The sequence below is a fragment of the Pseudomonas sp. Y5-11 genome (assembly GCF_022368695.1).
Classification (GTDB): Bacteria; Pseudomonadota; Gammaproteobacteria; order Pseudomonadales; family Pseudomonadaceae; genus Aquipseudomonas; species Aquipseudomonas parakoreensis.
The window spans coordinates 5971922-5994803 of record NZ_CP058974.1 but is presented as its reverse complement, the minus strand read 5'-3'; the positions used below and the strand labels follow the sequence as shown (position 1 = coordinate 5994803).

The 22882-nt window shown below is 59.8% G+C and carries 24 protein-coding genes; 15 read left to right on the top strand and 9 right to left on the bottom strand.

Going from position 1 to position 22882, the window contains the following annotated elements:
• Positions 1-124: 124 nt before the first annotated feature.
• On the top strand, positions 125-1714 hold the full coding sequence (locus HXW87_RS26935) for a PAS domain-containing methyl-accepting chemotaxis protein (RefSeq protein WP_239778079.1): 1590 nt from the start codon (positions 125-127) through the stop codon (positions 1712-1714).
• A 114-nt stretch (positions 1715-1828) separates the two neighbouring features.
• Here the strand turns inward: HXW87_RS26935 and HXW87_RS26930 are convergent, their stop codons facing one another.
• The 5 genes from HXW87_RS26930 to norR all read right to left on the bottom strand — a co-directional run bounded on the left by HXW87_RS26930 (position 1829) and on the right by norR (position 6304).
• Positions 1829-2578: a YkgJ family cysteine cluster protein gene (locus HXW87_RS26930; RefSeq protein WP_095668360.1), complete on the bottom strand. Its 750-nt coding sequence runs from the start codon at positions 2576-2578 to the stop codon at positions 1829-1831.
• An 86-nt stretch (positions 2579-2664) separates the two neighbouring features.
• Positions 2665-2988 (bottom strand): hypothetical protein, encoded by a 324-nt coding sequence (locus HXW87_RS26925; protein WP_047296388.1) that lies wholly within the window; start codon positions 2986-2988, stop codon positions 2665-2667.
• A gap of 127 nt (positions 2989-3115) precedes the next feature.
• Positions 3116-3577, bottom strand: a complete 462-nt coding sequence (locus HXW87_RS26920; RefSeq protein ID WP_095668362.1) for an N-acetyltransferase — start codon at positions 3575-3577, stop codon at positions 3116-3118.
• A gap of 27 nt (positions 3578-3604) precedes the next feature.
• Positions 3605-4507: a chemotaxis protein gene (locus tag HXW87_RS26915; protein WP_239778078.1), complete on the bottom strand. Its 903-nt coding sequence runs from the start codon at positions 4505-4507 to the stop codon at positions 3605-3607.
• Between the two features lie 243 nt (positions 4508-4750).
• Positions 4751-6304 carry a nitric oxide reductase transcriptional regulator NorR gene (gene norR, locus HXW87_RS26910; protein WP_239778076.1) on the bottom strand — a complete coding sequence of 518 codons (1554 nt, stop codon included), beginning with the start codon at positions 6302-6304 and terminating at the stop codon, positions 4751-4753.
• 162 nt (positions 6305-6466) lie between these two features.
• On the opposite strand from norR, the gene hmpA reads away from it, so the two are divergent.
• The 11 genes from hmpA to HXW87_RS26855 all read left to right on the top strand — a co-directional run bounded on the left by hmpA (position 6467) and on the right by HXW87_RS26855 (position 16092).
• A complete protein-coding gene (hmpA, locus tag HXW87_RS26905; protein ID WP_239778075.1) occupies positions 6467-7648 on the top strand; it encodes an NO-inducible flavohemoprotein in 1182 nt (393 codons plus the stop codon).
• A 217-nt stretch (positions 7649-7865) separates the two neighbouring features.
• Entirely contained in the window at positions 7866-8426 is a 561-nt protein-coding gene (locus HXW87_RS26900; RefSeq protein WP_239778074.1) for an ester cyclase, read from the top strand.
• A 25-nt stretch (positions 8427-8451) separates the two neighbouring features.
• Positions 8452-8961 carry a disulfide bond formation protein B gene (locus HXW87_RS26895; protein WP_025109264.1) on the top strand — a complete coding sequence of 170 codons (510 nt, stop codon included), beginning with the start codon at positions 8452-8454 and terminating at the stop codon, positions 8959-8961.
• An 826-nt stretch (positions 8962-9787) separates the two neighbouring features.
• Positions 9788-10729 (top strand): ubiquinol oxidase subunit II, encoded by a 942-nt coding sequence (gene cyoA, locus HXW87_RS26890; RefSeq protein ID WP_027612162.1) that lies wholly within the window; start codon positions 9788-9790, stop codon positions 10727-10729.
• Between the two features lie 3 nt (positions 10730-10732).
• Positions 10733-12760: a cytochrome o ubiquinol oxidase subunit I gene (gene cyoB, locus HXW87_RS26885; protein WP_047296376.1), complete on the top strand. Its 2028-nt coding sequence runs from the start codon at positions 10733-10735 to the stop codon at positions 12758-12760.
• A 3-nt stretch (positions 12761-12763) separates the two neighbouring features.
• Positions 12764-13387 (top strand): cytochrome o ubiquinol oxidase subunit III, encoded by a 624-nt coding sequence (gene cyoC, locus HXW87_RS26880; RefSeq protein ID WP_003227982.1) that lies wholly within the window; start codon positions 12764-12766, stop codon positions 13385-13387.
• Entirely contained in the window at positions 13387-13722 is a 336-nt protein-coding gene (cyoD, locus tag HXW87_RS26875; RefSeq protein ID WP_041071757.1) for a cytochrome o ubiquinol oxidase subunit IV, read from the top strand. Before cyoC ends, cyoD begins: the two co-directional genes overlap by 1 nt.
• A 10-nt stretch (positions 13723-13732) precedes the next feature.
• Positions 13733-14620, top strand: a complete 888-nt coding sequence (cyoE, locus tag HXW87_RS26870) for a heme o synthase (RefSeq protein WP_003227980.1) — start codon at positions 13733-13735, stop codon at positions 14618-14620.
• A gap of 126 nt (positions 14621-14746) precedes the next feature.
• Positions 14747-15091, top strand: coding sequence for a toxin (locus HXW87_RS26865; protein WP_239778072.1), 345 nt, complete (start codon positions 14747-14749; stop codon positions 15089-15091).
• Positions 15088-15402 carry a helix-turn-helix domain-containing protein gene (locus tag HXW87_RS26860; protein WP_047599259.1) on the top strand — a complete coding sequence of 105 codons (315 nt, stop codon included), beginning with the start codon at positions 15088-15090 and terminating at the stop codon, positions 15400-15402. The genes HXW87_RS26865 and HXW87_RS26860 overlap by 4 nt, the downstream gene beginning before the upstream one ends.
• Positions 15403-15600: 198 nt before the next feature.
• Positions 15601-16092 (top strand): RidA family protein, encoded by a 492-nt coding sequence (locus HXW87_RS26855; protein WP_041071759.1) that lies wholly within the window; start codon positions 15601-15603, stop codon positions 16090-16092.
• 66 nt (positions 16093-16158) lie between these two features.
• Here the strand turns inward: HXW87_RS26855 and HXW87_RS26850 are convergent, their stop codons facing one another.
• The 3 genes from HXW87_RS26850 to HXW87_RS26840 all read right to left on the bottom strand — a co-directional run bounded on the left by HXW87_RS26850 (position 16159) and on the right by HXW87_RS26840 (position 19210).
• Positions 16159-16863, bottom strand: a complete 705-nt coding sequence (locus HXW87_RS26850; protein WP_047296374.1) for a hypothetical protein — start codon at positions 16861-16863, stop codon at positions 16159-16161.
• 119 nt (positions 16864-16982) lie between these two features.
• Positions 16983-18503 (bottom strand): HAMP domain-containing sensor histidine kinase, encoded by a 1521-nt coding sequence (locus HXW87_RS26845; protein ID WP_239778071.1) that lies wholly within the window; start codon positions 18501-18503, stop codon positions 16983-16985.
• Positions 18500-19210 carry a response regulator transcription factor gene (locus HXW87_RS26840; protein ID WP_041071765.1) on the bottom strand — a complete coding sequence of 237 codons (711 nt, stop codon included), beginning with the start codon at positions 19208-19210 and terminating at the stop codon, positions 18500-18502. Before HXW87_RS26840 ends, HXW87_RS26845 begins: the two co-directional genes overlap by 4 nt.
• 151 nt (positions 19211-19361) lie before the next feature.
• Between HXW87_RS26840 and msrB the strand changes: the two genes are divergently transcribed.
• The 3 genes from msrB to msrA are packed head-to-tail and all read left to right on the top strand — an operon-like array spanning position 19362 to position 22419.
• A complete protein-coding gene (gene msrB, locus HXW87_RS26835; protein ID WP_086791664.1) occupies positions 19362-19880 on the top strand; it encodes a peptide-methionine (R)-S-oxide reductase MsrB in 519 nt (172 codons plus the stop codon).
• Positions 19881-19923: 43 nt separating this feature from the next.
• The gene (locus tag HXW87_RS26830; RefSeq protein ID WP_239778069.1) at positions 19924-21699 is read left to right on the top strand and encodes a cytochrome c biogenesis protein DipZ; all 1776 of its coding nucleotides are present in this window, start codon (positions 19924-19926) and stop codon (positions 21697-21699) included.
• A gap of 15 nt (positions 21700-21714) precedes the next feature.
• Positions 21715-22419 (top strand): peptide-methionine (S)-S-oxide reductase MsrA, encoded by a 705-nt coding sequence (gene msrA / locus HXW87_RS26825; RefSeq protein ID WP_047296370.1) that lies wholly within the window; start codon positions 21715-21717, stop codon positions 22417-22419.
• Positions 22420-22429: 10 nt separating this feature from the next.
• Here the strand turns inward: msrA and HXW87_RS26820 are convergent, their stop codons facing one another.
• On the bottom strand, positions 22430-22834 hold the full coding sequence (locus HXW87_RS26820; protein WP_121187099.1) for a GNAT family N-acetyltransferase: 405 nt from the start codon (positions 22832-22834) through the stop codon (positions 22430-22432).
• Positions 22835-22882: the final 48 nt, after the last annotated feature.

The window sequence follows — 22882 nt, the reverse complement described above, 5'->3', positions numbered from 1 at the left end:
CTGCGATTTTCCGTCGCAGTGATGGCTAAGTGCTCATCCCCTGAGCCAGATCAATATTTGACCAATTGGTGCGCTTAGAGTCAGCAGCCCTGCCGACTCTTCCCATAAAACGAGCGCGCTTTCCATGAAGATCAATCTCTCGGTAACCGGCCGTAACGTCGATGTGGCGCTGGATGCGAACATTCTTTCGACCACCGATCTGACCAGCGCGATCACTTACGCCAACGACGATTTCATTCAGATCAGCGGTTATAGCCGCGACGAATTGCTCGGCACGCCACACAACTTGTTGCGTCACCCGGACATGCCGGCGCAGGCGTTTGCCCATATGTGGCAGACGCTCAAGAGCGGTCGTTCGTGGATGGGGCTGGTGAAGAATCGTTGCAAGAATGGCGACCATTATTGGGTCAGCGCCTATGTCACGCCGGTCACGCAGAACGGCGTGGCGGTGGAGTATCAGTCGGTGCGCACCCGGCCTGATCCGCGGTGGGTGGCCGCGGCGGAGCGGGTTTATGCGCAGTTGCGTGGCGACGTGAAGGGACGGCGGCCGCTGCTCAGGTTAGGTTTGCGCGGCCGGATCACGGCGTTGGCCAGTGCGTTGCTGGGTCTGGTGTTGGGGATCGAGGCCTGGTTGCGTCCGGAGTCGGCGTGGATCGATGGCACGGCATTAGTCGTCGGCAGCAGTGTTTGTGCATTAGGCGTGCGCTGGATTCTGCGTCCGCTGGAACGGCTGAGCGAGCGGGCGCGGCAGGTTGCGGACAATCCGTTGAGCCAGGGCATTTACACCGGGCGCGGCGATGAGTTCGGCCAGATCGAGTTTGCCCTGCAGATGCTCGAAGCCCAGGTCGGCGCGGTGGTCGGGCGTATGGGTGACGCATCGCAACAGTTGGCCGGGCATGCGGCGCAACTGGTTGATCATCTGCAAATAAGCCACAGCAGTTCGCTGGCGCAGCAGGCGGAAACCGATCAGGTGGCGGCAGCGATTCACCAAATGGCCGCGAGTGTCGCGCAGGTCGCCAGCCATGCGCAGCAGGCGTCGGTGGCGGCGGACCTGGCCGATACGGAAACCCGTGAAGGGCATTGGCTGGTCGGTGAAAGTCGCAGTGCGGTGTTGCGTCTGGCCGAGGAATTGCGGCGGGCGACCGAGGTGATCCATCAGCTCGAAGGCCATAGCAGCGAGATTTCCGGGGTGCTGGAGGTGATCCGCAGCATCGCCGAGCAGACCAATCTGCTGGCGCTTAACGCGGCGATCGAAGCGGCGCGCGCGGGTGATGCCGGGCGCGGTTTTGCAGTGGTGGCTGATGAAGTGCGCGGGTTGGCGCGGCGCACGCAGCAATCGACCAACGAGATTCAACGAATGATCAGCACCTTGCAAAACGGCGCGCGCGATGCGGTGCTGGTGATGCAGCAAAGCAGTGAGCATGTGGATAACAGCGTCGAACAGGCACAGCGTGCGGCGCGGGCGCTGGACGGGATCAGCGAGCGGGTCGAGCAGATCACCGAAATGAGCCTGCAGATTGCCGCAGCGGTGGAGCAGCAGAGCGCGGTGAGCGAAGACATCCATCGCAATATCGTCAGCATTCGCACGGCGTCCGAATTGACGGTGGATGAGGGGCGGCTGAGTCAGCGCAACTCTGAGGATGTGGCGGGGTTGGCGGGGGATTTGCGCTTGCTGGCGCGGGAGTTCTGGGGGCGGCGACAGGTTCGGGATTGAGGTTGCCTGGGCCAGCCTCTTCGCGAGCAGGCTCGCTCCCACATTTGAAATGCAATCCATTGTGGGAGCGAGCCTGCTCGCGAAGGGGCCATTCGCCCTGACGGAAATTCCGGATCAAGCCGCCCGCAGCGAAATGAACGCATACGTCTGCGCCGGCTCCGTCACCACCTGCGCCCCAGCCGCCAGCAATTGCCCGGCCACGTCGTCTCCGGACAAATGAAACAGCCATTCACTGGATGCTGTGTTCAGTGGCTGGGAAGACACCTGATCGATCACAGACGCAAAAGCGTCCATCTGCGGTAAATACGCGGTGAACCCATCGCCCTTGAGCGCTGTGGTTCGAATTCCCAGAGCGGCACAGATCGCGTCCTTGATCCGGATGTCGTCGCGATCAGCCTGGCGTGAGCGCTGGATCAATTCCAACAGCTCCTGGTCAACCAACTCCCCGCCGGCAATCAGCAGCGGCCCCTGCTGCCACGACTCTGGCGGGCAATCCTTGGCGGCCGGATTGAGCGGGATGTGCGGATTGATCTCAGCGGGATAAATCCTGCACACCAACGGTCGGCGCTCGTAGATGCGGCACCGGTTGTCTTCGTCAAGATTCCGGCAGCGACCGACGTTGTAGGCGGCGAAAGTGATTGCCACGTGGGCCTCGGTGGTACCGCTGCGCACGGCCGCTGAACGTCGTTCAGCGTGTTCACGCTGCTGCGCCGGCAGGCCCAGGCCGTTGCCGAGAAAAGCCTCCACCAGCACGATCACCTGACCACCGTCCGCCGCCCACATGCGGGCTTCGGCGAGGGTCAGGGGCACATGGTGGTCGGTGCAGCATTTGCCGCAGCCAACGCAGGAAAACGTCGTATTCATTGCACGATCAATCTTCAATCAGGGTGTGAAACAGCGACGTAAAGTCGCCAGGCTGAGGCTGATCGAAGCAAGTTGTGCGCCAGTCCTCAAGGCTTGGCGGTCGGATGAATCGAGTCCCATTCGGTGACGAACGCGGTTTTCGACTTTTTGTTGTACAGGCACAGTTCGGTGCCTTGTTGGCCTTTCATGTGTTTTTGCGGGTATTGGCCTTGCAGCAGCACGGCGGTATAGCCGACGCGGTCATCGAACTGCGCGGGGCTGCCGACCGGTTTCGCAGCTTTCAGGCCGCTGGCCTTGGTGCAACTGGCGAGCACGGTTTTGTCGTAAGCGGCCCAGGCATCGGGGCTGGAGGCGTGGGCCTGGGAGGCGAGGGCGGTGAGGCAGAGCAGGCTCAGAGTGAGGGTTTTCATGGGGGCGGCGTCCTTGGTCTTGAGAGTCCAAAGGTTGGAGTATGCCTAAAGACTTTTGTTGCCTGATGAGCCGCTAAAAGATCGCAGCCTGCGGCAGCTCCTACAGAGAAATGCGATCTTTTGACTTTTATTCGGCTGGCACCAATTCCCGGCGAACCACCATCATCCCGGCACTCTCATACAACCGCTGCGCCCGCAGGTTGTCTTCCAGCACCTTCAGATCGACAAATCCTTCGCGCCTTTGCTGAAACACCTTGAATGCATTCAACAGCAACGCCCGACCCAGTCCACGACCCTGAGCGCGTGGATGCACCACCAGATTCTTGATGTAGGAACTGGTCCAGCACTGCGCCACACCGATCACGCCTTCGGCGTCTGTGGCAATCCAGCACAGCTCGGGATCGTATTCGGCATCGCTTTCAAAGCGCTGTTGCCACTCTTTCAGCACTGGCACGCGGCCGCCGCCCTCGCGGTAACCGCGTTGCATCAGTTGATGCACGGCCGCCGCCAGTTCCGGGCGGTAAGTACTCAGTTCAATGCCTTCCGGCCAGTGCGGCGGCGGCACGTCTTGACGAAGGTCGCGCCGCATCAGAAAGCAGTACGTCTGGCTCAAGAATCAATGACCGTTGGCAGCGACGTGTTTGGCGGCTTCGATCAGGCGCTGGGTCAGTTCCGGCGACGAGAACTTGGTCAGCACCGCGTTGGCCCCGGCCAGGCGGGCCTTTTCGCTGTTCATCGCGCTGTCGAGCGAGGTGTGCAGCAGCACGTAGAGGTTGGCGAAGTCCGGCGTCTCGCGCAGGGTGCGGGTGAAGGCATAGCCGTCCATTTCGGACATTTCGATGTCGGAGACGATCAGGTTGATCTGCTGCGCGGTGCCTTGCAGATCCAGCAGGCAGTCGATGGCTTCCTTGGCACTGCGCGCGGTGTGGCATTGCAGGCCGAGGTTGCGCAGGGTGTGCACCGATTGCTGCAGCGCTACCTGGCTGTCGTCGACTACCAGAATCCGTGCATTGCCCAGCACTTCGGCATCTTCCATGCTCAGGTCGGTCGGGGCCATTTCGATCTGTGCCGGGGCGATGCTGTGGATGACTTTCTCGATGTCGAGCACTTGCACCAGCGTGCCGTCGACCGAGGTCACGCCGGTGATGTAGGCGCGCGAACCGCCGGAGCCGAACGGTGGCGGCTTGATGTCGGTGGTCAGGCAATGGACGATTTTGCTCACCGCCTGCACGTGCAGTCCCTGCTTGGAACGGCTGACGTCGGTAACGATCAGGCAGCCGCCGTTCGGGTCTTCCAGCGGTCGCTCGCCGATGGCGCGGCTGAGGTCGATCACCGACAGCGACGCGCCGCGCAGGGTGGCGATGCCTTTGATGTGCGGATGTGACTCGGGCATTTTGGTCAGCGGCGGGCAGGGGATGATTTCACTGACTTTCAGCAGGTTGATCGCCATCAGCTTGCCGCTGCGCAAGGTAAACAGAAGAAGCGAAAGTGAATCTGCGCGGGCTTTGGTGGAAGACATATAAACCTTCTGTGGAAAAAGGTGATGGGCGAGGGTGCAAATCGCCAGAAACTATTGATGCCGGGTTATCGGCGTTAACGGGGTGGGCTTTAGGTCGGTTATCGGGTAGGGCAAGAATCATCTGTGGCGAGGGGATTTATCCCCGATGGACTGCCCAGCAGTCCCATTTCTTGGTGCCGCTGCGCAGCACATCGGGGATAAATCCCCTCGCCACAAGGAATCCACTCAAACTGGATGAAGTGATTACTTCATGCCTAATCGCTTGGCCATCCGCCCCAGATTCGCCCGGTCCAGCCCCAACTCCCGCGCCGCACTGGCCCAGTTATCCTGGTTACGCTCAAGCGCAGCGCTGATCAACTGCCGCTGATATTGCTCGGTGGCGCTGCGCAAATCACCGCTGATCAACGGTATCGCCGGTACTGCAGAGGCAGGCGCTGGCGAGTTACCCACAACCTCACGCGGCAAATCCAGATCCGCCGCGCTCAGGCTGAGAATCTTCGGCCTGACCTTGCAGTTGCCCAGCGCCTTCAGCGCACTGCGCCCGATCAAGTGTTCCAGTTCACGCACGTTGCCCGGCCAAGTGTAGGCGAGCAGCGCGTCCTGGGCGTCGCTGCTCAGGCGCAGGCTGTTGAGGCCCATGCGCGAGCGGTTCTGTTCCAGAAAAAAGCCGCTGAGCAGCAACACATCGCGCCCGCGATCGCGCAGCGCCGGGACTCGCAGCGGGTACACGCTCAAGCGGTGATAGAAGTCGGCGCGGTAACGGCCGCTGCGCACTTCTTCGGCCAGATCGCGGTTGGTTGCGGCGATCAGGCGCACATCGACCTGATGTTCCTTGTCCGAACCAAGCCGCTGTAACTGGCCGCTTTGCAGCACGCGCAACAACTTGGCCTGCACGGTCAGCGACAGTTCGCCGACCTCATCGAGAAACAGCGTGCCGCCATTGGCCAGTTCGAACTTGCCGCGACGGTCACTGGTGGCACCGGTGAAGGCGCCGCGCACATGGCCGAACAGTTCGCTTTCGACCAGCGTATCGGGCAGGGCCGCGCAGTTGAGGCTGATGAGCGGTTTGTCGGATCGCGGCGAGGCGGCGTGGATCGCTTGCGCCACCAGCTCCTTGCCGACGCCGGTTTCACCAGTGATCAGCACGGTCAGGTCGCTGCCACCGACCAGATTGATTTCCTCCACCAGCCGTTTGTGCGCCTTGCTCTGGCCGATCATTTCGCGCTGCTGCTGGCCGCTGGCCTGGCGATAGACCTCGGCGCGCTGATGCTCGTCTTCGGCGCGCAGCGCCAGGCGTTCGATACGTTCAGCGGCGTTGACCGTGGCCGAGGCGAGGCTGGCGAACGCTTGCAGGGCGTCGAGTTCGATCGGCTCGAAACGCTCCGGATCGAGCGCATCAAGGGTGATCAGGCCCCAGAGTTTTTCATCGACGAACAGCGGGCAGCCGAGGCAGTCATGCACTTCGAGGTGATCGCCCAGACCATCGACCAAGCCGTCGTAGGGATCGGGCAGGTCGCTGTCGGCGGCGAACCGCGTCGGCCCGGCGCCGCCCAGCAGGATCTCGAAACGAGGATGTTCACTGACCTTGAAGCGCCGGCCGAGGGTGTCGGTGCTCAAGCCATCCACCGCCAGGGGCACCAGCCATTCGCCGTCCAGGCGCAGCAACGCGGCGGCGTCGCACGGCAGCAGGGCGCGCAGGGCTTCGAGCAGGCGTCGATAGCGTTCGCCTTCGGGCAGTTCGCGGGACAGGTCGGAGACCAGCGGCAGTAAAGCGGTGAGCAGGGATTTGGCGGTCATGGTATGTAGTCAAAGAGACTCGATGTGGTCGATATGACTATAAAGTGCTTCGTGTCTAAATGACTACGTAAAAATTAAGCTTTTGATTTATAAGGATAAAATATCTGGCATGAAAGCTGATAAGCCTAAGGCAATTCTCAAAAAAGCTCTGGAGTCACTCTTATGCTTAGCGTTCAGGATCGTGCCATTGTCAAATCCACTGTGCCTCTGCTGGAAAGCGGCGGTGAAGCGCTGATCACCCACTTCTACCGCATGATGCTCTCCGAATACCCTGAAGTCCGCCCGTTGTTCAATCAGGCGCATCAGGCCAGCGGCGACCAGCCACGTGCCTTGGCCAATGGCGTGTTGATGTACGCTCGACACATCGACCAGCTCGACCAGTTGGGCGATCTGGTGGCGAAGATCATCAACAAGCACGTCGCCCTGCAAATCCTCCCTGAGCACTACCCGATTGTCGGCACCTGCCTGCTGCGCGCCATTTCCGAAGTGCTTGGCGACGAAATCGCTACGCCGGAAGTGATGAGCGCGTGGGGCGCGGCGTACGGGCAACTGGCCGAGATCCTGATTGGCGCTGAAGCGGCGATCTACGACCAGAAGGAACAAGCGCTCGGCGGCTGGCGCGGGGCGCGGGAGTTCATCGTGGTGGACAAGGTCGAGGAAAGCGCGGAAATCATCTCGTTCTACTTCGAACCGGCGGATAAGGGGCCGATTCTTGCCGCCGAGCCGGGTCAGTACATCGGCATGCAGCTGATCCTCGATGGCGAAGAAATCCGCCGTAATTACTCGCTGTCGGCACTGGCCAATAAAGGTCAGTACCGCATCAGCGTCAAACGCGAACCGGGTGGTCGTGCGTCCAACCATTTGCACGATCAATTGCACGTCGGCGCGAGCATTCAACTGTTCCCGCCATCGGGCGAGTTCACCCTGACTGCCAGCGACAAACCGCTGGTGCTGATCAGCGGCGGTGTCGGCATTACCCCGACCCTCGCGATGCTCGAAGCGGCGTTGCAAACCGAGCGCCCGGTGCACTTTATCCACTGCGCGCGCAACGGCAGCGTGCATGCGTTCCGCGACTGGATCGACGGGCTGGCGGCGCGTCATCCGCAGCTCAAGCGCTTCTATTGCTACGCCGAAGATGACGGCGTGAGTCCGGCGGCGGACAAGGTCGGAATGCTCAGCCAAGAGCAATTGGCTGAATGGCTGCCGGCGCAACGGGATGTCGACGCTTACTTCCTCGGGCCGAAGGGCTTCATGGGCGCGATCAAGCGGCATTTGAAGGCGCTGGGTGTGCCGGAGCAGCAGAGCCGTTATGAGTTCTTCGGGCCGGCGGCGGCTTTGGAGTGATCTGAAACCGGGTTGTCCTCATTCGCGAGCAGGCTCGCTCCCACAGGACTTGTGTTCAACGCAGGTCCAGTGTGGGAGCGAGCCTGCTCGCGAAGGCCGTTAAGCGGTCTCGATTCTTAAATTCTGTTTAAAGGTTAATCGTTTCTTAACCGGTTTATCGTTTATTCCCTGATGCTGATGATAGGCGCTCGTTCGTTTAACTGATCAGGATCGCCCCATGTCGCACATCATCTTCTCCTCTCGTTCGAGCCTGGCAATGCTTGGCCTGTCGGCTGCTTTGCTGGCCAGTCCGTTTGCTTCGGCCGAATCGGCGTTGATCGCACCACAGACCCTGATCGTCGATCAGAGCCTGCCCAAGGCTCAGCGCGACGCAATGGAACTGACGGCGCGGCGTTACGGCAGTTTCTGGAACAGTGGGGAAGAGGCCATGGCCACGGCAGCCTTGTCGCCGCAGTTTGTCGACAAGACCCCGCCAGAAGGGCGGGTGCAGGGCCCGAGCGGGCCGTTGCTGGCGTCGAAGTTCTTTCGCACGGCGGTGCCAGACCTGAGCTGCGAGATCGAGCAAATGATCATTGCCGGTGACCGCGTGGTGGTGCACCTGCACTTTCGCGGCCACTTCAGCGGTACGTTCAAGACTCTCAAAGGGCAGGGCCAGCGTGTAGACTTCCGGGCAACCGATATCTATCAGATCGACAACGGTCGCATCGCGGCCAATTGGCATATCGAAGACAACATCAGTCTGATGGCGCAACTGCAAGCGCAGCCGCCAGCCAGCTGAACCATGGGCATACAAGGGAAACGCGATGAGCGAGGAAACGATTCGACTGGGACGTGAGCGGCGCTTTCTGGTGCTGCTGGGCATCATCTGTCTGGCACTGATCGGCGGTGCGCTGTACATGCAGATCGTGCTGGGCGAGGCGCCATGCCCGCTGTGCATCCTGCAGCGTTATGCATTGCTGCTGATTGCGCTGTTCGCGTTTATCGGCGCGGCGATGCGCACCCGCCGCAGCATCACAGTGTTTGAGGTGCTGGTGGTGATCTGCGCGATCGCCGGTGCCGGTGTCGCCGGGCATCATGTGTACACCCAGTTCTATCCGGCGGTGAGCTGCGGCATCGACGTGCTGCAGCCGATTGTCGACGACCTGCCGCTGGCGAAGATCTTCCCGCTGGGCTTCCAGGTCGACGGTTTCTGCTCGACGCCGTACCCGCCGATCCTCGGCCTGTCGCTGGCGCAATGGGCACTGGTGGCCTTCGTACTGGTGGTGATCCTGGTGCCGCTGCTGACCTCGCGTAACCGAAAAGCACTGCGCTGAGTCAACTCTTCGACGGATTGGCCGATACAGAAAACGCCCCGATTTGCGGATCAGCCGCGCGGGGCGTTTTGCATTTCAGAGAGTTTGTGAAATCACCGTGACGAACGGCAATGGAGCGTGCGACAGGTGTGCGACATGTTGTCACACACATCCTGTCGCAGGGCGTTTCAGCAACCCGGATTGGCGTAATGTTACAAAAAAGGATTGGTCTGTTTCGGCATTTTTCTGGTTTTGCACGCAGGTGCCAGATCAGGCAGTTTTAACAGGCTCTGGCAGATGGCCAGAGGCCTTTGAATATCGGGCTTTGCGCCAATTCGGTGTCGGGAAAAAGCCTTCGGAGCTGTCTGAACTGAGGTGTATAGGCCTACATTTTTTGGTGTTTTTGTTGAGAATCGATTTCGATAACATGCGGAACTTTTGCAAAAACGGTGATGGATTGTTGCTCTGAGCGATAAAAATTATTTCGGGATAAGACATGGTGTATAGGGCGCTACCTATCTACAATCGCCCGCACTGAATTCCCGGCACTGTTCAACCTTTATTAAGGAACTGGACAGGAAGTCGGGTGTCGAGCCGGCCGAAAGGCTTTCGAGACACCCAGGTGTCGGTGCCTTCCAACTTTCCGCACCAAATGGAATTGGTCTGTAACAAGGCCTTTGACCACGAATTCGAATAAGAACTGACCGCTGTCCCAAGGTTTTGTCGAGCGTCTGACGCGCGACGGGCGGCCCTTATTCAATCCAAAGAAAATGCCAACCCTTGGCAGGGTGAAGTGTTGGCGATCAAAACCCAACTGCATTGCGCAAGCTGCTTTAGAGGTCGTGAGATGAGTAAAAACAGGTACCCCAGATTACTAGGCCTAGTGCCGCTGCTCGGCACGTTGTTGCTGGGAGGCTGCAACATGACCCTGCTCAATCCAACGGGCCAGGTCGGCCTGGAACAGCGCAACCTGATCATCACCGCCACGCTGCTGATGCTGTTGGTCGTTGTGCCGGTTATCGTCATGACCTTCCTGTTCGCCTGGAAGTACCGCGCGTCCAACAAGGATGCCGTCTACACCCCGAAATGGTCGCACTCGACCAAAATCGAAGTGGCGGTCTGGACCATCCCGGTTCTGATCATCATCGCCCTGGGTTACATCACCTACATTTCGACCCACAAACTGGACCCGTACCGTCCGATTGAATCCGACGTCAAGCCGGTGACCATCGAAGTCGTTGCGCTGGACTGGAAGTGGCTGTTCATCTACCCGGAACAAGGCATTGCCACGGTCAACAAGATCGTGTTCCCGGCGCATACCCCGGTCAACTTCCGGATCACCTCCGACGCCGTGATGAACTCGTTCTTCATCCCGGGCCTGGGCGGCCAGATCTACGCGATGGCGGGCATGACCACCAAACTGCACCTGATCGCTGACCGCAACGCTGAAATGGACGGTATCTCCGCCAACTACAGCGGCGCTGGTTTCACCGGTATGAAATTCAAAGCGATCGCAACTTCTCAGGAAGATTTCGACGCCTGGGTAAGTGAAGTCAAAAAGGCACCTAAACAGCTTGAACAAGCTGAATACGCAGCCCTTGCCAAGCCAAGCCAGAACAATCCAGTCGAGCTCTACTCCTCGGTCACGCCGAACCTGTTCCAGACCATCGTCGACAAGTACGAAGGCATGAAACCGGGCAAGCCGCTGAAGCACGAGAAGAAAGAGAAAGAAGTGGCGGCAACGGACATGGACTCGAATTCGCATTCAGCTGCCGGGGCAGAGGAGTAAACGATGTTTGGTAAATTAAGTTGGGAAGCGATCCCTTTCCACGAGCCGATCGTGATGGTCACCATCTCGATGATCGCGCTCGGTGGTCTGGCGTTGTTCGCTGCAATCACCTACTTCAAGAAGTGGACCTACTTGTGGACCGAGTGGCTGACGTCGGTCGACCACAAGAAAATCGGCGTGATGTACATCATCGTTGCCATGGTCATGCTGCTGCGTGGCTTTGCCGACGCCATCATGATGCGTACCCAGCTGGCCATGGCCACCGAGGGTTCGCCTGGCTACCTGCCACCTGAACACTATGACCAGATCTTCACCGCTCACGGTGTGATCATGATCATCTTCATGGCGATGCCATTCTTCACCGGCCTGATGAACCTTGCAGTGCCGCTGCAGATCGGCGCGCGTGACGTTGCCTTCCCGTTCCTGAACTCCCTGAGCTTCTGGCTGCTGGTGTCCGGCGTTGTGCTGATCAACCTGTCCCTGGGCGTCGGCGAATTCGCCAAGACCGGCTGGGTTGCCTATCCGCCGCTGTCGGGTCTGCAATACAGCCCTGGCGTGGGGATGGACTACTACATCTGGGCGCTACAGCTATCCGGGTTGGGTACGACGCTGACGGGGGTCAACTTCCTCGCCACCGTGCTGAAAATGCGTACCCCTGGCATGAAACTGATGGACATGCCGATCTTCACTTGGACCTGCACCTGGGCTAACGTCCTGATCGTGGCTTCGTTCCCGATCCTGACCGCTACCCTGGCACTGCTGACCCTCGACCGTTACATGGATTTCCACATTTTCACCAATGAACTTGGTGGCAATCCAATGATGTACGTCAACCTGTTCTGGGCCTGGGGCCACCCTGAGGTTTACATCCTGATCCTGCCGGCATTCGGCATCTTCTCGGAAGTGATCTCGGCGTTCACCGGCAAGAAACTGTTCGGCCACCACTCGATGATCTACGCTTCGGGCGCGATCTCGGTACTGGGCTTCATGGTTTGGCTGCACCACTTCTTCACCATGGGTTCGGGTGCCAGCGTCAACGCCTTCTTCGGTCTGGCGACGATGCTGATTTCCATCCCGACGGGTGTGAAACTGTTCAACTGGCTGTTCACCATCTACCAGGGCCGTCTGCGCTTCACCAGCCAGGTCATGTGGACCCTGGGCTTCATGGTGACCTTCGCCATCGGCGGCATGACCGGCGTACTGCTGGCCATCCCGGGTGCTGACTTCGTTCTGCACAACAGCCTGTTCGTGATTGCGCACTTCCACAACGTGATCATCGGCGGCGCGGTATTCGGCTACATCGCAGGTTTCGGCTTCTACTTCCCGAAAGCGTTCGGCTTCAAGCTGCACGAAGGCTGGGGTAAAGCAGCGTTCTGGTTCTGGATCTCGGGCTTCTTCGTCGCGTTCATGCCGCTCTATGCACTGGGCTTCATGGGCATGACCCGTCGTCTGAACGCCACCACCAACCCTGAGTGGGTACCGTACCTGTACGTGGCCATGTTCGGTGCGATCCTGATCGCCGTGGGCATCGCCTGCCAGCTGATCCAGCTGTACGTCAGTGTGCGTGACCGCAACAAGCCAGAGAACATGTGCGAACACGGTGACCCGTGGAATGCCCACACTCTGGAATGGTCGACCTCGTCGCCACCTCCGTTCTACAACTTCGCTGTGCTGCCTAAGGCTGACTGCATCGACCCGTTCACTGAAGCCAAGGAAAACGGTACTGCGTACCAGGCTCCGGCCAAGTACGAGCCGATCCACATGCCGAACAACACCGCCACTGGCGTGGTGATGGGCGCACTGCTGACCGTCTTCGGTTTCGCGATGATCTGGCACATCTGGTGGTTGGCGATCGCCAGCCTGGCCGGCACTGTCATCTACTTCGTGATCCACGCGGCACGTGACGACCAGGGCTACATGGTTCCGGTTGAAACGATCGAGCGCATCGAAGCCGAGCAGCACAAGCGTCTGGTCGCGGCAGGGAAAATCCCGGCCAATGCCACCCGTGTAACCTCGTTGGAACAGGCTTAAACCATGTCGAACTTAGTGACCAATGTTGGACACGCCCATGGTGACCATGGGCACGATGACCATCACCACGACTCGGGCGAGATGACCGTATACGGTTTCTGGCTCTACCTGATGACCGACTGCATTCTGTTTGCGTCGATCTTCGCGGTGTACGCAGTACTGGTAAACAACGTTGCCGGTGGCCCTTCGGGCCACGACATCTTCGAACTGCCATACGTGCTGGGCGAAACCGCTCTGCTGTTGTTCAGTTCGATCACCTACGGCTTCGCCATGCTGGCGTTGTACAAAGGCAAGAAGCAGCAGGTTCTGGGCTGGTTGTTCATGACCTTCCTGCTCGGCGCAGGCTTCATCGCCATGGAGATCAACGAGTTCCACCTGCTGATCTCCGAGGGCTTCGGTCCTAGCCGTTCGGGCTTCCTGTCGGCGTTCTTCACCCTGGTCGGTACCCACGGTCTGCACGTATCCGCGGGTCTGATCTGGATGGGCATCATGATGTACCAGGTCAACAAGCACGGCCTGACGGCGACCAACAAGACCCGTCTGAGCTGCCTGAGCCTGTTCTGGCACTTCCTGGACGTGGTGTGGATCTGCGTATTCACCGTTGTTTACCTGATGGGGACCCTGTAATGGCTAATGCACACTCCCATGACAGCCATGATGCTGGCCACGGCAGCGTAAAGTCGTACGCCATCGGCTTCATCCTGTCGGTGATCCTGACCGTCATCCCGTTCGGCCTGGTGATGTACCCGACCTTGCCGAAGTCCACGACGCTGGCAATCGTCCTGCTGTTCGCGGTAATCCAGGTGATCGTTCACCTGTACTACTTCCTGCACCTGGACCGTTCGATTGCACAACGTAACAACGTGATCGCGTTTGTCTTTACGGCCATCGTGATCCTGCTGCTGGTTGGCCTGTCGCTGTGGATCATGTTCAGCATCCACACGTACATGATGGCGAAGTGAGGTAGACCCGATGTCGCTCAAGCACTTTATCCAAATCACCAAACCGGGGATCATTTTCGGTAACGTGCTTTCTGTGGCAGGCGGGTTCTTCCTGGCCTCGAAAGGGCATGTAGATCTGGCGGTGTTCCTGGCCGCCATGATCGGCACTTCCCTGGTTGTGGCCTCCGGTTGCGTGTTCAACAACTGCATCGACCGCGACATCGACCTGAAGATGGAACGCACCAAGAACCGGGTGCTGGTGCAGGGCTTGATCTCCCTGAAACTGGCCCTGGTCTACGCGACCATCCTGGGTGTTCTCGGCGTTGCCTTGTTGTACAAGGTGGCCAACCCGTTGGCCGCCCTGTTCGCGGTAATCGGCTTCATCATCTACGTCGGCTTCTACAGCCTGTACCTCAAGCGCAAGTCGGTTCACGGCACGCTGGTGGGCAGTCTGTCGGGCGCCATGCCGCCAGTGATCGGTTACGTTGCCGTGACCAACAGCTTCGACATGGCCGCACTGACCCTGCTGGTGATGTTCAGCCTGTGGCAGATGCCGCATTCCTACGCCATCGCGATCTTCCGTTTCAACGACTACCTGGCCGCATCGATTCCGGTGTTGCCCGTCAAGCGCGGAATCGAAGTGGCCAAGAAGCACATCCTGCTCTACATCCTGGCGTTCCTCGTGGCGACCTTGATGCTGACTTTCAGCGGTTACGCCGGCATGAGCTACCTCGCCGTTGCCGCGGCCATGGGCATGTACTGGTTGTACATGGCCTGGACCGGCTACAAGGCGGTGGATGACACGGTCTGGGCACGCAAGCTGTTCGTGTTCTCGATCTTCACCATCACCGCCCTGAGCGTCATGATGTCCCTGGACTTCAAGGTGCCGGCCGAGCTGCTGCTGACGTACGCGCCGTAAGGCTCGATGGCTTCACGAAAAACCCCGCAGATCGAGAGATGTGCGGGGTTTTTTGTTGATCGGATGTTTATCAATGGTCGAATTTGTTGATAGTCTGTCTATAGGCAAGTTGCCTATAGTTTGCCCATGCGAACCGTATTTTTTGAAACCACAATATTCACTGCGAGCGTTGGTCGTTACCTGACGGACAATGAGTATCGGGAGTTGCAGAATTATCTGCAGTGCAATCCAGCGGCGGGCGACGTAATACCGCGGACTGGTGGCTTCCGAAAAGTACGCTGGTCTGATACACGACGTGGCAAGGGCCGACGAGGTGGCTTGCGGGTCATCTACTATTGGCTTATGAATGATCGTCAGTTCTGGATGTTTGCGATTTATGACAAAGATGAGCTTGAGAATCTGTCCGCCGAGCAAGAGAAGGCGCTCAAAAAAGCCATTGAGATAGAGTTGAGAAAAAGAGGTGCCCCATGAAAAAACGCGACCTGTTTGCGGAATTGATGCAGGGCGTTGAAGAGATGGCCGCCCATCGCGAAGGTAAAATTACGCTGCGCAATACGGTCGTCGAGGACAAACCGGTTCCCGAGGTCGGTGCACAAGAGATCGTTGCACTGCGTGAAAAATTGCACATGTCACAAGCGGTATTTGCCAAGCGAATCAGGACCAGCCCGAGCACATTGAGGAATTGGGAGCAGGAGAAGTCCAAGCCCAATGCTCAGGCGGCACTGTTGATCCGCTTGGTGGAGAAATTCCCTGATATGGTTGAGCGCTTGGGCGCTGTGTAGATCGTTCGTTGATATACGTCATCAAGCCCCGCGATTCGATAGAGTCGCGGGGTTTTTCGTTCAGAGCGACAGGTTGCGGTATCGTTGCAAACCACCTAGATTTGGATCCAGTCTTCAGTGATAGCGCCATGCCACTCTCTCGGCGCTCAACTGTTCCACTCCGCGATTTTTCATGCATCGATCAAAAGGCTGGGCGAAATGACTGAGAGGATGACCTGCGACGAACGCTTCATTGCCCTGGCACAAGAGCTGAACTACGACATCTATGGCGAGAACACTGCCGGCGGCAATTACGCGCCGCTGATCCGTCATCGCGATGAGTTGTACATCAGCGGCATGGTGCCGCGGGTCAATGGCAGGATTCTGTATCCCGGTCGCGTGGGGTTGGAGTTGACGCTCAAGGATGCCCAGGCTGCCGCGAGCATCAGTGCCATGCGCTGCCTGGCACTGATCGTCGATGCGGTCGGTTCGCTGGACAAGATCCGCGCCTTGTTGCGGGTCACGGTGTATGTGAAGTCGACCCCGGACTTTGTTGACCTGAGCGAGGTGGCCAACGGCGCATCGGACGTGTTCAGCCATGTGCTCGGCGATGCTGGCCGGCACACCCGCACCACGGTCGGTGTCTATCAGTTGCCGAAGAATGCTGCGATCGAGGTCGACATGATCGTTGCGGTACAGCCGGAAGTCTGACCGCCGCAACGCCCAAAAAAAGCCCCGCCTGAATCTCAGAGCGGGGCTTTTTTGTCGGCGCCGGATTTACTGCGCGGCGATGCTGTAACCCTCGAACGCCGTCTGCTGTTGCAGTGCGGTGATGATGTTCTTGCGGTTGATTGCGTGTTCGGTGCCGGCGTTGTCGACAAAGGTTTCGCCTTCCAGCTCGGCTTCTTCGCCTTCACCGACAAAAGTGAAACCGAGGAACTCCAGCGCCTCACGGTCAACGTTCATGCGCGAGCGCGGCGTGCGCAGCGGCAGGGTCACGCTGCTGCCGTCCTTGCTGATGGTGAAGATTTCGACTTCTTTCTTGGCGCGAGCGGCTTTGCCCTTGCCGCCACTCGGGTTGCTGATCGCCTGATGGGTCTGGTTCAGCACCTTGAGGGCCAGGCCGTAGACGATTTCCTGGAACGCCGGATCGTCCTTGAAGCAGGACAGGATGCGGCCGATCGAGAACTTGCTGCTCAGGTCTTCAAGGGCGGCGAGGTCGGCGGCTTCGGCGTCTTTCAGCGCCTTGAGCTGGCCCATCAGCTCATAGGCCTTGTCGTCGTCGAAGCTGTCGTGTGCCTGACGGATCGCGGCGCGCAGCTCGCGGATCTGGTCGCTTTCGCGGGTCGACTGGAAAGCGTCCAGCACCATCTCGCTGATGATTTTGGCTTGTGGGAGGTGTTGTGAAAGATTGATGGAGTTTTCGTATTCCGCTTTGGACGATTCGGTGACTACGGATTCAGCGGTGTTGAAATCGGACATTGAAATTTCACTACTTTTTTAACTTGAGTGGAAACGAGAAAGCGCGAGGTCTTTTTCAGGCCGGTTAATTTAGGGGAGCGGGGCGGCGTTGTCACGGAACAACAGTCCGGTGGTGCGGATTATTTGTCCGGCGTGTTCAGGTTCATCGAGCGCACCATCCACTGTTCCGCGGTTTGCTGATCGGTCGGCAGCGTGAAGCGGAAAGTCGCCCCGCGCCCGGCGACATCGATCAACTGAATCTCACGCCCGTGCAGTTGCAGGATACGGTGGACGATGCGCAGACCCAGTCCGCCGTCACGTCGCGCCCCGCCAATATTGAACGGACGCAGGAACAGACCTTCGCGCAGCTCCGGAGCGATGCCGGGGCCGGTGTCGCTGACGGTGACTTCGACCAAGACGCCCAGGGGTTTCACATCCAGCTCGATTTCACCGCCCGCCGGCGTATAGCGCAAGGCGTTATCCACCAGGTTGGTGAGCACCCGTTCGATCAATCCGAGGTCGGCGCAGACCGTTGGCAGGTTGGGCACAAAGCTGGCCTTGAGTTCGACATGGCGGGCTTCGGCCGCCAGTTCGAATTTCTGGAAGATGTCCTGCAGCAGATCGATCAGCGAAAAGCGTTCCAGTACCGGTTGCACGAAACCGTGTTCCAGACGCACCAGCTCCAGCAGCGATTGCGCCAACCCGCCGACCTTGCGGCTCTGATCCAGTGCGATGCCCAGATAGCGGCGGCGTTCTTCGGCGGTGAGCGTAGCGTCCTTGAGTGACAGGGTTTCCAGATAACCGTGCAGCGAGGCCAGTGGCGTGCGCAGGTCGTGGGAGATATTCGCCACCAGTTCGCGTCGCTCCTGATCCTGGCGGGTCAATGAGCGCCACTGCTCACCGAGGCGTTTTTGCATTTGGCGGAAGGCGCCATCAAGCACGGCGATCTCATCCGGGTCAGCGCTTTTATCCACAACTGCTGAAGGAGCGGGCAGCGGTTGCGGCGTGCCATCAATGTCAAAGCGGCTGACGGTTTCGGTCAACCGGCGCAAGGGGCGGGTAATCAGGTTGAACGCCGTGAGCCCCGCGATCAGGCACAACAGCGCCACCAGCCCGATCGACAGTAGCGCCGTATTGAGTGCGGCACTGGTCGCGCCCCGTTCAGCGAAGCGATCGTGTTCTTCGCTGAGCAACACCACGTACAGATAACCGGCGGATTTGCCGTTGACCTTCAATGGCGCGGCACTGAACACCTTGCGCCCGTCGGCACTGCGCGGGTCATCACCGAGGATCGGCAGCGGCTGGTCATTGAGCAGGCGGCGGATCGGCGCCAGATCGACGGTTTCCCGGCGCAGATGGCCTTCCGGCGCCGCGTTGCCGACAATCCGCCCCTCGCTGTCGAGCAGGTACACCTCGACACTCGGGTTGACCAGCATCAGCTTGCTGAACAGTTCGCGCACGGCGCCGGGCATCAGGCCATTGCTGTCCATCAGCACCGTGTCATGGGCGATGTGCTGCGCCAGATCCCGCGACAGGCCTTGCACCACTTCCAGTTCATGCATCTTGCTCGAGCGCACTTGCAGCCATGCCGAGGTGCCGCAGCACACCAGCAGCAAAACGGCGAACACCAGCGACAGGCGCTGCGACAGGTTCAGTCTCATGGTTGTTCCGTGCCGAATTTATAGCCGCGACCCCACACGGTGAGGATGCGGGTCGGTTGTGCCGGATCGCTTTCGATCTTCGCCCGCAGGCGATTGATGTGGGTGTTGACCGTGTGCTCGTAACCTTCATGACTGTAGCCCCACACCGCGTTCAGCAGGTCCATGCGTGAGAAGACCTTGCCCGGCTGCCGGGCGAAGAAATACAGCAGGTCGAACTCTCGCGGAGTGAGGTCCAGACGTGCGCCATTGAGGGTGACGTCGCGGGTGATCGGGTCGATGTTCAGACCATCGAGGCTGAGGCTGCCGGCGTCCATCTTCAGGTTGCGCGCCATGGCGTCGACCCGGCGCAGCAAGGCTTTGACCCGGGCCACCAGCTCCAGCATGGAAAACGGTTTGGCGAGGTAATCGTCGGCCCCCAGTTCCAGACCCAGAATGCGGTGCAGTTCGCTGGAGCGCGCGCTGGTGATGATGATCGGCGTATAGCGCGCCATCGCCCGGGCGCGGCGGCAGATTTCCAGGCCGTCGACGCCCGGCAGCATCAGGTCGAGGATCAGCGCATCCCATTGCCCCTGCTGCAACAGGCGCATGCCTTCATCGCCGTCGGCGCTGTGCACGACGTCGTAATGCTCGTCGCGCAGGTGCAGGCAAATCAGGTCAGCGATGTGTTGATCATCCTCGACCACGAGGATGCGTCTGGTCGGTTCCATCAAGCTCAATCCTTCGGCGCAATGAGTGCATTGTGCGGGTTTTCCTCGGGGCGAGTTATCACGAATTCGTTAACTTCCCGTGAGGATTTGGCGATCAACCCAAGCCTAGGCTGTGTTCCATGACAGGCACCTGGAATTTTTGGAGACGGCCATGTTTTCACGGCGACAGATTCTCGTAGCGAGCGGCGGGCTGGGGCTCGCAGCCCTGGTAGCGGGTGTATTGCCAAAATTGTCCCCGGGCACCGCGCTGGTCGAGCAGGCGCAAGCGGATGAGGCGTTTGAGGTGACCCATAGCGACAGCGAATGGCACTCGCTGCTCTCGGATGAGCAATACGCCATCCTGCGCGAAGAAGGCACTGAACGGGCCTACACCAGCCCGCTCAACAACGAACATCGCAGCGGCACATTCGCCTGCGCGGGCTGTGACCTGGCGCTGTTTTCATCGGCAACCAAGTTCGACAGCCACACCGGTTGGCCGAGTTTCTGGGCACCGCTGGAACAGGCGGTGGCCACGCGTCAGGACCGTTCCTTCGGCATGGTCCGCAATGAAGTGCACTGCCGGCGCTGCGGCGGGCACTTGGGGCATGTCTTCGATGACGGCCCGAAACCGACCGGCCTGCGCTATTGCATGAATGGCCTGGCGATGACGTTCAAACCCGTGGCGGCATGAGCCATGGCACTTTTTCGATCTTCACTTTCTACAGGACGACACCATGTGGCTCTTGGTTCTCGCTTATCTGGGCGGTGTGCTGACGATCGTCAGTCCGTGCATCCTGCCTGTTCTGCCTTTTGTCTTCGCTCGCAGCGGGCAGCCGTTTATCAAGAGTGGCTTGCCGCTATTGACCGGGATGGCGCTGACTTTCGCCCTCGTCGCCACACTGGCGGCGGTGGGCGGCGGCTGGGTGGTGCAAGTCAATCAGTACGGGCGCTGTCTCGCGTTGCTGTTCGTTGCACTGTTCGGGCTGACGCTGCTGCTGCCGCGCCTCGCCGAGCGCCTGACGCGACCGCTGGTCTCGGCCGGCAGTCGGCTGTCCGAGGCCGCCGGCCAGGACAATCGTCCGCGTCCCGGCGCCTCGTTTCTGATCGGCGTCGCCACGGGGCTGCTCTGGGCGCCATGCGCCGGGCCCATCCTCGGTTTGATTCTGACCGGCGCCGCGCTGCAAGGGGCAAGCATCGCCACCACGCTGTTGTTGCTCGCCTACGCGGCGGGCGCCGCGACTTCACTGGCGGCGGCGCTGCTGCTGGGCGGTAAGGTCTTTGCGCTGATGAAGCGCTCGATCGGTACGGGGGAGTGGATCCGGCGCGGGTTGGGGGCGGCGATGCTCGCGGGTGTCGCGGCGATTGCGCTGGGCCTCGATACCGGGCTGTTGGCGCGGCTGTCGACGGCGTCCACGGGCGGCATTGAACAGGCACTGGTGGGACAACTCTCCGGCAAATCTCCCGCTGGCAACGGCACGATGATGGCGCAGATTCCCGCGGCGGGCGCAGCCATGAAAGTCGCCGACAAGGCTCCGGGTACATTGCCAGTCGAAGGCCAGTTACCGCCGCTCAACGGCGCCGTGCAATGGCTCAATTCGCCACCGCTGGACGCTCAGGCATTAAAGGGCAAAGTGGTGCTGGTGGATTTCTGGACCTACTCCTGCATCAACTGCCTGCGCACGCTGCCGTACGTCAAAGCGTGGGCCGAGAAGTACCGCGATCAAGGCCTGGTGGTGATCGGCGTGCACGCCCCGGAGTTCGCTTTCGAGCGCGATGTGGGCAATGTCACTAAGGCCATGAAGGAGCTGGGCATCAACTACCCGGTGGCCATCGATAACGACTACAAGATCTGGCGCGCTTTCAACAACGAATACTGGCCGGCGCATTATTTTGCCGATGCTCAGGGACGGATTCGTTACCACCATTTTGGCGAAGGCGACTACGCCGAATCGGAGCGGGTCATCCAGCAGTTACTGCGTGAAGCCGGGGCGAAAACCGTCGCCGACGGCCTGATCAACGCTGACGCCCAAGGCGTGCAACAGGCGCCGGACATGAATCAGGTGCTGTCACCGGAAACCTATGTCGGCTACCAGCGTGCGGAACATTTCGTACCGGAAACCGGCCTGGTGCCTGACAAGGTGGCGACCTATAACCCACCGGTCAACCTGACGCTGAATGACTGGAGCCTTGGTGGCCAGTGGGCCGTCGGTGCCGAACGCGCTACCGCCAGCGCGCCGGCCAGCCGCATCGTCTATCGCTTCCATGCCCGCGACCTGCATCTGGTGCTGGGCCCGGGCGCGGATGGCAAACCGGTGCGTTTCAAAGTCTCGATTGACGGTCAGGCGCCAGGTGATGCCCACGGTGTCGATGTCGCCGCGGATGGCAGCGGCCGTGTGACCGAGCAGCGCCTGTACCAATTGGTGCGGCAAACCGATGCGGTGAAGGATCGGACCTTCACCATCGAATTTCTTGACCCGGGCGTATCGGCTTACGCCTTCACCTTCGGCTGATCGGGAGTGCGCAACATGAAAGCTCAAAACAACTGGCGCCGTGTGTTGCTCGGTGTCGCCATGGCGGGTGTGATCGGCCAATGCTCGGCGTTCTCTTTCGGTGCAGAGGACGCGGTGGTCATCCCGCCGCCAGCCCTCGACGAAACCACTCAGGCGCACAGCGAAACGGCGGTGTTCGCCGGTGGTTGCTTCTGGGGCGTGCAAGGGGTTTTCCAGCACGTCAAAGGCGTGCAGAAAGCCGTCTCGGGTTATGCCGGCGGCGCGGCGGATACGGCGGAGTATGAACGGGTCAGCGCAGGCGACACCGGTCATGCCGAGTCAGTGCAAGTCACCTTCGATCCGACGCAAGTCAGCTACGGCAGCCTGCTGCAGATCTACTTCTCGGTGGCTCACAACCCGACCGAACTCAACCGCCAGGGGCCGGACAGCGGTACGCAATATCGCTCGGCATTGTTCCCGGTCAACGCCGATCAACAACGGGTGGCGCAGGCCTACATCGCCCAACTCGACGCGGCGCATGCCTACAGCAAACCGATCGTTACGAAACTGGAAACCTACAACGGTTTCTACCCGGCGGAGGACTACCACCAGGACTTCCTGACCGAACATCCAACTTATCCGTACATCGTGATCAACGACATGCCGAAGGTCGCGCAGTTGAAGCAGTTGTTTGCGCAGCGTTATCAGGAGAAGCCGGTGTTGGTGAAAAGCGGGAGTTGATTCTCACGTGTTACTTGAGCCTCGGGCGCTCCATGGCAATCACCGATGTTTCAAACCCCAAACTGGCAAAAAACGCCTCCGCACCTTCGCGCCCGGCGCGCAGGACCCAAGTGATCTCCGGGTTGTCACCCATGACATGCTCGACCAGCGCGCGGCCGACGCCGGCGCGTCGATGCTGGTCATCGACCACGACCATCGACAGATAGCCGTTGGACAAACCATCGGTGATGCCTCGGGCGAAACCGATGATCTGCTCGCCGCTCAGTGCGACGGCAGTGCGTTGCGAGTTCTCGATGAGTTGAGCGAAGTAGTCGCTGGAGCCTGTTCGGTGGCTCCAGCCATTTTGCCCAAGAAACAGCCGAACTGGCTCCACTTCGTCGGGCAACAGATCGCGTACGGTAAGGTCGTTCTTCATCGCGTGGCAGCATCCTTGTCGGCAATCATCGGAGCGTAGTCGATAGCA